Annotated in this window: 8 protein-coding genes; 2 read left to right on the forward strand and 6 right to left on the reverse strand. The window is 57.1% G+C overall.

Annotated elements, in window-relative coordinates:
• Nucleotides 1–5: 5 nt before the first annotated feature.
• The 4 genes from FPL19_RS00415 to FPL19_RS00430 are packed head-to-tail and all read right to left on the reverse strand — an operon-like array spanning nt 6 to nt 4,755.
• Complete coding sequence (locus FPL19_RS00415; RefSeq protein WP_404802806.1) at nt 6–1,703, reverse strand: sugar phosphorylase; 1,698 nt, start codon at nt 1,701–1,703, stop codon at nt 6–8.
• 29 nt (nt 1,704–1,732) lie between these two features.
• Complete coding sequence (locus FPL19_RS00420; protein WP_150909555.1) at nt 1,733–2,959, reverse strand: glycosyltransferase family protein; 1,227 nt, start codon at nt 2,957–2,959, stop codon at nt 1,733–1,735.
• Between the two features lie 31 nt (nt 2,960–2,990).
• The gene (locus FPL19_RS00425) at nt 2,991–3,794 is read right to left on the reverse strand and encodes an HAD-IIB family hydrolase (protein ID WP_150909556.1); all 804 of its coding nucleotides are present in this window, start codon (nt 3,792–3,794) and stop codon (nt 2,991–2,993) included.
• 22 nt (nt 3,795–3,816) lie between these two features.
• A complete protein-coding gene (locus FPL19_RS00430) occupies nt 3,817–4,755 on the reverse strand; it encodes a hypothetical protein (protein WP_225314237.1) in 939 nt (312 codons plus the stop codon).
• A 163-nt stretch (nt 4,756–4,918) separates the two neighbouring features.
• Between FPL19_RS00430 and FPL19_RS00435 the strand changes: the two genes are divergently transcribed.
• Complete coding sequence (locus tag FPL19_RS00435; protein ID WP_150909558.1) at nt 4,919–6,373, forward strand: protein adenylyltransferase SelO; 1,455 nt, start codon at nt 4,919–4,921, stop codon at nt 6,371–6,373.
• 6 nt (nt 6,374–6,379) lie between these two features.
• Here FPL19_RS00435 and FPL19_RS00440 read toward each other — a convergent pair whose 3' ends face one another.
• The gene (locus FPL19_RS00440) at nt 6,380–7,894 is read right to left on the reverse strand and encodes a fumarate hydratase (RefSeq protein WP_150909560.1); all 1,515 of its coding nucleotides are present in this window, start codon (nt 7,892–7,894) and stop codon (nt 6,380–6,382) included.
• A 371-nt stretch (nt 7,895–8,265) separates the two neighbouring features.
• On the opposite strand from FPL19_RS00440, the gene FPL19_RS00445 reads away from it, so the two are divergent.
• Nucleotides 8,266–11,451, forward strand: coding sequence for a hypothetical protein (locus FPL19_RS00445; protein WP_150909562.1), 3,186 nt, complete (start codon nt 8,266–8,268; stop codon nt 11,449–11,451).
• A gap of 104 nt (nt 11,452–11,555) precedes the next feature.
• Here the strand turns inward: FPL19_RS00445 and FPL19_RS00450 are convergent, their stop codons facing one another.
• Complete coding sequence (locus tag FPL19_RS00450; protein ID WP_150909564.1) at nt 11,556–12,614, reverse strand: CaiB/BaiF CoA transferase family protein; 1,059 nt, start codon at nt 12,612–12,614, stop codon at nt 11,556–11,558.
• Between the last annotated feature and the right edge of the window lie 52 nt (nt 12,615–12,666).

Genomic DNA, 12,666 nt, shown 5'->3' on the forward strand with positions numbered 1-12,666 from the left:
TGCCACTAATCGCGGTTGGACAACCACACACTTTGGTAAGGTTTCAGGGCAATGCTGCCGGAAAGATCGTCGATCGCCATGCCGGAAAGCAGATCCTTCCAGTGATCGGTGCCGATCAGGTTGATCTCTGCCAGCGAGACCTCCTGGATTTCATCCGTGATGTTGTGAATGCAGAAGATGGACTGGTCGCGCCGCATGCTCTGGCGCCAGAACCCGAATAGCTTGAGCCCCAGGTGAAGCGTGAACTGGGTGGCATTGGGATGAAAGGCCGGCTGTCTGCGACGGATGCCGATCAGCCGCTTCAGCTCGGTGAACACCTTGTGATGATGGTCCTGCGGGTCCGCCAGCGCCGACTCAAGGCGATCGATCTGCCACTGGGCGCGATTAATGGAACGGAACCGCCCGGTGTTCTCCATCCGGTCATAATCGTTTTCGGTGCCCAGCAGGCTATGAATATAGAAAGCGGGAATGCCCTCAAGCGCCAGCATAACCGTGTGGGCACAGATAAAACGCTGCCATTGCCAGTGGTCTGCGCCCTTCTCTGCCGTGCCTTTCAGTGCGTCGTACAGCGCTATATTCATTTCATAGGGCTGGTCCTTGCCATCCGGCGTGCGGCGGTAGGACACCTTACCCCCGAAAGATTCCATGGTATTGATCAACCGCTGTTTTTCGTCCTCATCCAGCAGGCCATCGGTGGGCCGCAGCCCGACCCCGTCGTGGGAGGCAATGAAATTCAGATAGGTGGTACCCATCTGCGCCGGCGGCATGCTCATCAACCAGGTTTTCAGGTGGCGGCAGTTGCCGGTCACCAGGGTATTGATCAGCAGCGGCGGCAGAGAGAAGTTGTAGATAACATGGGCTTCGTTGGCGTTGCCAAAATAGGTGAGATTCTCCCGGTTGGGGACATTGGTTTCGGTGATCACCACGCATTCCGGGGTGTGGTGTTCAATCAGCAGCCGCAGAATCTTGATCAGTTCGTGAGTCTGTTGAAGATGAATCGACGGCGTACCTACCTCTTTCCACAGAAACGCCACGGCGTCCATCCGGAAGTAGGTCACCCCGCGTTCGAGATAGTATCGGAGGATGCCGACGAATTCGTTCAGCACCTGGGGATTGGCGAAGTTCAGGTCCACCTGATCCTCACTGAAGGTGCACCACACGTACCGTTCGCCGTCTTCGGTCTGCACCGCATTGAGCAGCGGAGAGGTTCGCGGGCGCACAACGGCACTCAGGTCGTCGCCGGGGCGGGCTTCAAAGAAGTAGTCCTTACCCGGGTCAATCCGCTTCTTGAAGTTCTCGAACCACCGGCTTCGGGCCGACATGTGATTGATCACCAGGTCCGACATTACCTTGTAGCCACTGGCAATGGCCTCCACATCTGCCCATTCACCATGGGATTCATTCACCGCCAGGTAATCCATCACCGAAAAGCCGTCATCCGAGCTGTAAGGGAAAAACGGCAGCAGATGGACAACAGACACCGTGTCGCTGAGGCAGTCGTCCAGAAAACGGTGCAGCGTTTTCAGCGGTTTCTCATCGGGCGCCTGCACCGTGTCGGCGTAGCTGATGAGCATGACGTCCGATTCGTCCCAGTTGTTCTGATGAGCCGGCGGTGCCGGGGCATCCTCTGCCAGGCCCATGGTGTCCAGCAGTCGAGTCGCCAGCGCCGGGGTATCCAGGGCCGGATAAACCACTTCCAGCATGGTGGCCAGCTTGTTTTGAAGACTTATACTCACGGACGCGAATACTCCTCGTTGTCCAGCTCGACCGCTTCCATCAACTGGTCCTTGATATCCGGGATGGCGCTGGTCACGCGGTTCCAGCTGGGAATGAAGGGTGTGTCCATGGGATTGTCCAGAAAATAAGCCCCGGCCCGCATGACATTCTGGGCAAACAGCTCCACCGCTTTCTCTTCCCGGTGACGGTCGAAGCTCAGGCCGTTGATGATGGCGTCACTTTCATAGGTCTCGATGAAATCCAGTGCGATGCGGTAATAGGTGGCCTTGATGGTGCGGAATTTTTCGTTGGAAAAAATCTCGCCGTTGGTGGCCAGTTTGCGGAACAGCGCCTTGCTGATATCGGTGCTCATCTTCGACAGCCCCCGGCTGGCATCCTCCGGGGACAGATCCTGGTGTTTGTGATCGTAAGTGTCGGCAATATCCACCTGGCACAGGCGGTTGGTGGCGTAGTTGCGCTTCATTTCCGACAGCACGCCCACTTCCAGGCCCCAGTCGCTGGGGATCCTCAGATCGTTGATCACATCCGTGCGGAAGGAAAACTCGCCGGCCAGCGGGTAACGGAAGCTGTCCAGGTAATCCAGATAATCGTTTGGGCCGGCGACCTTCTTGAGCGCGCGGATCAGCGGCGTCACCAGCAGACGGCTGACCCGGCCATTCATATTGCCCTCGGCAACCCGGGCGTAATAGCCCTTGCAGAACATATAATTGAACCCTGGATTGGCCACCGGGTAGATCAGCCGTGCGACCAGATCCCGGGAATAGGTCAGAATATCGCAGTCGTGCAGCGCCACCGCCTTGCTACGGCCACAGGCCAGGGTGTATCCGAAGCAGTACCAGACGTTGCGACCCTTGCCCATTTCCGTGGGCGCCAGGCCCTGCTCCCGCAGCTTAAGGTCCAGGGCACGCAGTCTCGGGCCGTCATTCCAGAGCACCCGAACGTGTTGTGGCAACTCCGAAAAATATTCAAGCGCGTGGCGGTACTGGGCCTCATCCGCCTGATCCAGACCGATCACAATCTGCTCCAGATAAGGCACCTTGGCCAGCTCCTGAACGATGTGTTTCAGGGCCGGACCTTCCAGTTCCGAATAGAGTGAAGGCAAAACCAGCGACATGGGCCGGTGCTTGCGAAAGCCCATCAGCTCTTTTTCAAGATCCTCCACAGGCCGTCGACAGAGGTTGTGCAGGGTTGTGATTATGCCGTTCTGATAAAAATCGCCCATGGTGGCGCTCCTGTGATTTCAACATCCGGTTTCAGTAACCGTACTCAATCAGCAAATTCAGCACGCATTCATTCCAACCCGCCGGCCCGGTTTTCAGCGACCGTATGGCGCGGCTCTGGGATGGCAGCACCACACTGTCTGACTGCACCCCTTTCACAATAACGGCGATGTCCGCCTGCTCCAGCATGTGCTGGTCGTTGGGGCTGTCACCCAGGGCAATGGCAACCAGGCGTCCTGTCGGATCCTGCTGGCGATATTTCTCCAGCAAGAAACGGACCCCATCTGCCTTGTCGAAGTCACCCATGGCATGGAGAAACCGGCCGCCCTGCACTAAACGGAAACCTGCGGCTTCCAGTTTGCCGCGAAAAGCCGCCAGCGATTCCTCATCCCCGTGCCATAACAGTGGTTCGGTGGCCACACGGTCCCGGGCAAGTTCCGCTTCTGCCTCTGACAGGCTTGAGTGCCGGGAGATCTCCGCCGGGGACATGTCTGCAAAACCTGAAAATTCGAAGCCTTCTTTACGCAGCTCCGCCAATAGCGCCAGAACTTCAGTACGGGGCGCCCCAAAACGCTTCACCTGTTCTTCAGACGAGTCAAAACAGTTCGCCGGAATCACCACCGCCGCACCATTTTCGACAATGAACGGGGACTGGTTCTCCAGGCGCTCGCGCACCTCACGCACCTCACTGATGGTTTTACTGGAGTTCAGCACCACCGGAATGGCCGAGGCCTTCAGGCGCTCAAGGGCCGGTTTCGCAGGCGCCCAGTCATAGGTGTCATGATCCAGCAGAGTGCCATCCAGATCGGAAAAAATGATCACGCGGGGTTTGGGCATGGCCGTATCCTTCTGCTTATCTTTAAAACCGCTGACGGATCATCGGTTCACTGAAATGGTGACCTTCATCTACGTGGATCAACGCATCCACCTTGCTCGGCAGTTCGGCAAGACAGGCGCGGGTGACTCGCTCGTAGTGCATGATGAAACGGACAATCTGGTCATCGCTCATCAAACGCGCCGGCGACTGATCTTCGGAATTGCCCTGTTCTGGTGCGACAGATTTTTTCGCCTTGAGTTTGTGCTCCTGAAGTGTGCGCCACTCCAGCACGGATTCCATGGAGGGTGCTTTCAGCATGATCAGGCAGTCAATCTGGGCGAAGAATTCGCGGTAACCGGTTTTCAGACAGTGATTCACGTAGCCCCGCCAGGTGCCATCGGCATCCTCTTGTTGTTCCAGTGCATTGACGGGAAGCTCAAGCGATTCGATGTCTTCCGGAAGGGCGCCTACGCACCAGCCTTCCATTAGCACTACCTCGGCCCTGCCCCGGAAAACCGGCCAGTCTTTTTCCGGCGCCCGGTCGTCACGGGCTTTATCAAACGCTGGTATAAGGGTTTCCGTATCTGCGGTGGCAGACGTCAGTCGTTCCAGAAGCTGCCGACCCAGTGCCAGGTCGTGGGTGCCCGGCACACCGCGGGTGATCAACAGTGGGTGGCGCTCCGACGCCAGTTGCTCTCGCTCGGCACGGGTCAGGTAAAGATCGTCGATGGAGAAGCTGGCCGTGGGTACACGATACAGAACCGACAACAGCTCCCGCAGAAACAGCGTGAGCGTGGACTTGCCTGTGCCCTGGGCACCGTTTATGCCAATCAGCACCGGGCGATGCCGTTCCTGCCGCAGGCTCTGGATATGCTGAGCCAGCGGCAGAATGACCTTTCTGACGGTATCCGCGTAGGTATCCGGAAGGGATTCTCGTTCTATCAATTTTTGGATAAGACTGCTCAGCTCGGGCGTCGCCACGATAATGCTTCCTGGGCCAGGTTCGGGTCTGAAGCGCAGATCATTGTTTCTCCCGATCTGCAGGTTTTATACCAATAGCAGTATAGGTCGTTGATTTGCTGTTTGTCGCACCGCCTTCAAATCTGGGACACTGAAGAACTATTCGCCTCCTTCTGGAGCCGCTATGCCCGAAACGAGCGTCAAGATAGAACACCGGTACCTTGAACTGCCCGACAGCTTCTATAGCCGGGTGAAGCCGACTCCGCTGAAAGACGGCCGGGTGGTCTGTTTCAACGCGCCACTGGCCGAGGACATGGGTTTTCGCGCGGAAAAGCCCGAAGACTGGGCGGGCGTGGGCTCCGGCGCCGAATTGCTGGAAGGGATGGACCCGGTGGCGATGAAATACACCGGCCACCAGTTCGGCGTGTATAACCCGGAACTGGGCGATGGCCGCGGGCTGCTGCTTTGGGAAACCCTTGGGCCGGATGGCCGCCGCTGGGACTGGCACCTGAAAGGCGCCGGCATGACCCCCTACTCCCGCTTCGGCGATGGCCGGGCGGTTCTGCGCTCCACCATTCGTGAATACCTGTGCAGCGAAGCCATGGCCGGCCTGGGCATTCCTACCACCCGTGCGCTCTTTATGGTGAGCGCGAAAGACCCGGTCAGGCGGGAGTCCATCGAGACCGCCGCCACTCTGCTGCGTGTTACCCAGAGCCACATCCGCTTCGGCCACTTCGAGTTTGCCGCTCGTCACCAGGGCGAAGAAGCCCTGCGGGCTCTACTGGAGCATGTGATCAACCTGCACTTCCCGCACCTGGCGGAGCTGCCGGAACAGGAACGCTACCGGCGCTGGTATGAGGAAACCGTCGAACGCACCGCCCGCCTGATCGCCGACTGGCAGGCAGTGGGCTTCTGTCACGGCGTGATGAACAGCGACAATATGTCGATCATCGGTGAAACCTTCGACTATGGCCCTTACGCCTTCCTGGACGACTTTGACGCCGGTTACATCTGTAATCACACGGACCAGGGTGGACGCTACGCCTACAATCGCCAGCCCAATATCGGCTTCGTAAACTGCCAGTACCTGGCCAACTCGCTGTTACCGGTAATGGAAGAGGACGATGTAAGAAGGGGCCTGCGCTGCTATGAAACTGCCTATAACCAGCGCTTCCTCGGCAATATGCGCCGCAAACTGGGGCTGACGCGTGAGACGGACGACGATCTCACCCTGATCATGGACACCTTCAGCATGCTCCATGAACACCACATCGACTACACCCTGTTTTTCCGCGGGCTGTCGAACCTGCATTCACAAGGAAACGCGCCGGTACGGAATCTGTTCGTGGATCGCAGCGTCGCCGACGCCTGGCTTGAACGCTACCAATCCAGACTGCAGCAAGAGGAGATCGTTGGTGACGAGCGGGAAAGACAGATGCGCGCCACCAACCCGAAATATATCCTGAGAAACTACCTCGCCCAGCAGGTCATTCTGGAAGCCCGAAACGGCGACTATCAGCCAATGGAGAGGTTGCTCGAAGTATTGAAGCGGCCGTTCGACGAACAGCCGGGAAACGAGGCATTCGCGGCGCCGCCCCCGGACTGGGGGAAGCACCTGAATATCAGTTGTTCGTCTTAACGAGGGTCAGACGGCCTTGGCTGCGATAATCTTGTCGTGCCATTCAACTGGGCCTGTCTGGTGTACAGACGAGCCCTTTGAATCCACCGCCACAGTCACCGGCATGTCTTCCACCTCGAATTCGTAGATGGCTTCCATCCCCAGCTCCTCGAAGGCCACCACTTCGGCCTTCTTGATGGCTTTGGACACCAGATACGCCGAGCCACCCACAGCCATCAGATAGACCGCGCCAAACTCGCGAATGGCATCAATCGCCACCTGCCCGCGTTCTGCCTTGCCGATCATGCCGGTCAGGCCGGTTTTTTCCAGCATGGTGCGGGTGAACTTGTCCATCCGTGTCGCCGTGGTGGGACCGGCGGGGCCAACCACTTCCTCACGTACCGGATCCACCGGGCCCACGTAATAGATGAAGCGGCCTTTCAGATCCACCGGCAGCTCCTCACCCCGCTCGATCATGTCCACCATCTTTTTATGGGCGGCGTCACGGCCGGTCAGCATCTTGCCGGACAGCAGAACGGTTTCACCCGGCTTCCAGTCTTTCACGTCTTCCGGTGTGACCGTGTCCAGGTTCACCCGGCGGACGCTGTCGCCCACCTCCCAGGTGATTTCCGGCCAGTCATCCAGGCTCGGCGGCGTCTGCAGCGAAGGACCAGAGCCGTCCAGCACAAAATGGGCGTGGCGGGTGGCCGCGCAGTTGGGAATGATGGCCACCGGCTTATTGGCGGCGTGGGTGGGATAGTCCTTCACCTTCACATCCAGAACCGTGGTCAGACCGCCCAGGCCCTGGGCGCCGATGCCCAGCTCGTTCACCTTCTCGAACAGTTCAAGCCGCAGCTCCTCGGCACGGTTGGACGCGCCACGGGCCTGCAGATCGTGGATATCAATCGGGTCCAGCAGGGATTCCTTGGCAAGCTCCATGGCCTTCTCGGCAGTGCCACCAACACCGATACCCAGCATGCCCGGCGGGCACCAGCCGGCGCCCATCTGCGGCACCATCTTCAGCACCCAGTCCACCACCGAATCCGACGGGTTCAGCATGGCAAATTTTGATTTGGCTTCCGAACCGCCGCCCTTGGCCGCAACGTGAACGTCCACAGTATTACCCGGCACGATCTTGTAGTGGATGATCGCGGGCGTGTTGTCCTTGGTGTTAGTGCGCTTGCCGTCCGGGTCCGCCAGGATCGAAGCGCGCAGAACGTTATCCGGGTGCATGTAGGCGCGGCGAACGCCTTCATTAATAATGTCGTCCAGCGCCATGTCCGCATCCCACTGCACGTCCATACCGACAGTCACGAACACCGTTACGATTCCGGTGTCCTGGCAAAGGGGCCGTTTGCCCTGGGCACACATGCGGGAGTTGATCAGAATCTGCGCCATGGCGTCTTTGGCCGCCTGGGACTCTTCCTTTAAGTAGGCTTCATGAACGCCCTTAATAAAATCCTTGGGATGGTAGTAGGAAATAAACTGCAGCGCGTCCGCTACGCTCTCAATCAGGTCATCCTGGCGGATTACGGTGGTCATAGGCTTCTCATCAGAGTTGTTTATTCGGAAAAAATGAAAGGTGGCGAGTTTACCAGAAAATCTGGCGGCAAGGCATGAGCGCCCCCGACGGCGACAATCCCACATAACACTCGACAAACGTCCTACCGCCAACTATTTTCCATGAAGGCCGGACTCCAACCGGCATGAGGATCAGAATCACACTTTAGAGCGATCAACTGTTGCTTTACTGCCGTTATAGTCAGAGCTATGGAAACTGGCTTATCTTAACGGCCTGAAATTCAGACAACCGATTTACAAGCAGAAAGGCGACTGACAACAGGTTTACCGTGCTAGCCCGGCCCTGTCAGACGCTGCATATAACGACACAACAACAGGAAAAGGTTCCACCCATGTACAAGAAAACGCTATTAAGCCTTGCCGTGGCCTCTTCGATTACCCTGACTGGCTGTATTGGCACTGAGAGTGGTGATGATGAAGTCGCTGTCGATCCAAGCCTGCCAGGCGCTGGTTTCAACCCGGCAGGTTCCACCTGGCCACTTTTTGACCCGGCAGCTGGCGCACTCCCGATACCTAATGACTTGATTTTTGATTCCGAGCAAGGCGATGGAACCTTTGGGGTGGACGATACTTCACCGCCTGTTACCACTGCCCTTAACGAGTTGAGCGGTGCTTCAACAGTGGCGCCTACCGTTATTCAGTTCAACGGATCGCTTGATCCGGCAACCGTTAAAGGAACTGTTGATCAGGACGGCACTGACGTAAACCCCGCCCTTCAGACTGTATTTCTGATTGAACTTGATTATGCAAGTGGCGATCCGGTTCAGGGCCTTGGTAACCGCGAGGCTTCAACCGTTCCAGTTACGGCAAATCAGCTGCGTTACCGTGCAGACGTTGAAACACTTACAACCGAAGCCGGAAGCGCTGACGCCATCCGAGTTTTGCCGCTTGAGCCCCTTGATCCGGGCAAGCGCTACGTGGTCGTAGTAACCAATGAAGTAACAGCATCAGGGGATGCGATCATTCCTTCATTTGTCTACGACTTCCTCACCGACGAAAGTAATGAATTGGATGGCTCTCTCGGAACAGTCCAGTCACTCATAAACAATCTTTGGGAAGCTTCCGCAGTTGGCTACTTTAACGGCTTTGTAAACCCGGCACGTGCAGAGGCACTGACCGCAGGCAACATTGCAATCAGCTACAGCTTCACAACATCGAAAGATGAAAAAGTTCTGCAGTACATTGCCGAACCCGCCGCTTGGTTCTCTGACCAGATCACCAGCTTCCTGCGTGTGAGCGCGACTAAGAAACTGACCGGTGCAGCTCTGTTCTTTGCTAACCAGCAAGGAGCTGATAACGCTCTTCCTGCAGAAGACTGGGACCTTAACGATGATGGTGTGGTGAACGCTCTGGATTTCGATAGAAACGGAGACGGCATCATTGTTCCGACCGATGATTTCCTGATTGGAGCAAACCCTCAGGATGGCTTCGGCCACAACGACCTGTTGGTTGCCGCCGATGCGGCGGAAGATGGTTTTCCGACGACACTTCCACCTAATCCGGACTCACCGCTGAACGCACTTTTTGGACCATCAGGCCCTTGTACGCTTCCGGCCGAGGGGCTACCCCCTGAAAACGTGGATGTTTCACTCGGATCTGACGCTGTGGATTGCGTCGCGGTCGCCCTGGCATCGCAGTTCAGGTCAGAACTCCCGACACCTCTCCCCGGCGTAAACCGTAACGTGTCCGCAGGTGGCGGAGAATTCACAAACAGCATTACTATCGACGATTCGTCAATCAAGCCTGTCGGTCTGGTCTCTGCCGTCGCAAGTAACATTCCGGTCACAACCAGTGTTCTTGCCGCCGAAGGTACTATTTCACTTCCCTACTATCTCGGTGACACTGCCGCAGGCATTGCTGGTGCAAATGCACTGAACTGGGTGGCTGACAACGAACTCGCCGCGTCTCTTAACCAGACATTCAGCGCACTTGGCGTGACTCTGCCCCAGGCCGATCCATCCGTATCGACTGCGGTAAACTACATATTCCCCTTCCCGAAGCAGCGCAGTACTGAAGAGGTGCCAATGCTGGCGCTCTACCCCAGCACGGGTAGCATAAAAGGTGTTGTCCTTTACCAGCATGGCATTACAACTGATCGCAGCTCGGCGCTTACATTTGGCACCGGCCTGGCAGGGCAGGGCTATGTAGTGGTTGCGATTGACCAGCCTTTGCACGGTGTAGCGCCGTTCTCATTGGCCGAGCAGCTAGGACTTACGATCAACCTGCTGACCAAGGGTAACCTGACCGATGAAGAACTGGAGGCAATTACACCTCTTGTTGCTGTAGAACTGGCCGCAGAAACTCCAGACCCTTCCGGTATCAATGCGGCGCTTAACGACGCAGAGAATGCAGGCGACATTCAGATCACCGCTGAACAGCTTCTTGGTCTCATACCGCTTGTTTTGGAAGGAGGAGAAGAAAACATCGCAACCATTGCGGCGGCGTCTCCTGATCTTGATGCCAACAGCGCAAGGTCATTGGTCAATACTGTCGCCAATGCCGGAAGCACTATCCCGGGACTTGCTCCGGATATTGGAAGCGAACGCCACTTCGGCCTCTACGCTACCGCCACTGGCCAGCCTGAGGCGATGGTCTTCGAACCTGCAAATGCTGAAGGTACCGATGGTTCTGGCAGCTTCTACATCAACCTGCAGAACTTCCTGACAGCCCGGGATAACAACCGCCAGAGCGCCGTGGATCAAATGAATCTGCGTGCCACTCTGTTTGGTAATCCAGCTGCAGCTAAGGCAGGTCTGACTCTTGAACGGCCGACAGAGGTTGGTGGTTCCGGTACGCCGGTAGCAGTCACTGCCGCGACTCCGGCTTACTTTGCGGGCCACTCACTGGGCACCCTGACCGGTATCCCGTTTGTAGCGTCTGTTAATAAGGATGACATTGCAGAGACCATTTTCACTGCCGAAGATGGCAGCACAAGCCTTCCCACAACCTTCAACAATATCCAATCAGCCAGCATGCTAACGCCGGGCGGTGGTATTGTTCGGCTTCTGGAAAACTCACCGGCCTTCGCCCCAAGGATTCTGTTTGGCCTTGCACAGTCTGGTGGTGGCCAGGGCCCCACACAGGGTAGCGCCGCTCTCGAAGCGTTCTTCAATGTCGCGCAAACCGCACTGGACGCAGCAGACCCGGTCAACTTTGCGGCAAGCATGCACGCATCAACCCCAGTCCTGCTGTCCGAAGTGTCCGGTGACAACGTAATTCCGAATGCGGCCGACCAGGCTGAATGGGGAATTCCGGCCCTCTCCGGAACATTCCCTCCGGAGGTTACAGAGCTGCCAGTCACTGTAACAGTAGACAGCTTCCCTGCGCCTCTGTCAGGAACGCGCCCGCTTACACTGGGGCTTACCGACGGAATTAACAGTTCCTTCTTTACCAGCTATAACGATGGTGATCATGGAACTCCGACATCGGCCAGTCCTGCGACAGTGTTTGGCCAGATGCTTTGTGGGACTCTCGTAACTTATGATGCTGCAGCCACGTGCGACTTTTTAACTCCGTAGCACTGAGCTGCTGGTAACGGCAAAACAAAAAGGCCTCAATTAGGAGGCCTTGGATTCGAAAGCCCCAGCTCCAGCTGGGGTTTTTTTTACGGCTAAATAATAACTTACGGAATTCTGATTGGCCGTCCTAGTTGTCGCTGCCCAACCCCATCCCCCCGATCAACCTCCACCACCATCCCCCTCGCCTTCAACTGCGGATGCTCCGCGGCCTCACTAATAGTTAGTACCGGCTCAACACAGGCATCTATCTCCGCAAACACCTCCTGCCAATGGCTCAAAGGTTGCTCGCAAATCTTCTGCTTGATCGCCGCCTTCAGCTCCTGCTGATGCTCGGGCTTCTGGCTCATGGTCAGCTTCTTTAGTTCGCTCAACCCAAGCGTTTCCAGCAACCTTTCCGAAAACTGTGGCTCCAGGCTGCCGATGGAAAGCCAGCGGCCGTCACTGGCCTGGTAGTAGTCGTAAAAAGAGCCGCCATTGAGCATATTGCTTTCGGGTCTCTGTTCCTGGCCGCCGGCCAGGCAGGCAGCACCTGCCATCGCGTTCATGGCAAACGCAGCATCGGTCATGCTGATATCCACGAAGCTGCCTTCACCGGTCTGCTGGCGCTTGATGACGGCTGCCAGAACGCCCATGACGGCGTGATGGGAGCCGCCGGCTACATCGGCTATCTGGATGCCCATGGGCGGTGGGCCACTGTCCTGGCGGCCGCTGTGGCTGGCCACGCCCGACAGGGCCAGGTAATTGATGTCGTGCCCTGCCCGGTCACGGTAGGGGCCGGTCTGGCCGTAGCCAGTGATGGCGCAGTAGATAAGTGATGGGTTCTCGGCTTTCAGGACGTCGTATCCGATGCCAAGACGATCCATCACACCGGGGCGGAACTGTTCGATCACGATATCGTAGTCGCGGACCAGCGCTTTGACTTTTTCCACGCTGCCCTCGGCTTTCAGGTTCAGCTGCAGGGTTTGCTTACCGCGGGAGAGATAGGAGTAGGTCGTGCTGAACTTGCCGTCAAACGGGGGCATGACCTTCGCCAGGTCCACCCTGTCTGGCGCTTCCACTCTCAACACTTCTGCGCCCATGTCCGCCAGCATCATGGTGGCGTAGGGGCCGGGCAACAGTGTGCTGAAATCCAGTACTTTCAGGTGGCTCAATGGACCCGACATAGCGTTCTCCTGTGGTGTATTCGGCTTTTACCCTGATGCTGCCCGCTTCTGA

The organism is Marinobacter halotolerans (genome assembly GCF_008795985.1).
In the GTDB taxonomy this organism is placed as follows: domain Bacteria; phylum Pseudomonadota; class Gammaproteobacteria; order Pseudomonadales; family Oleiphilaceae; genus Marinobacter; species Marinobacter halotolerans.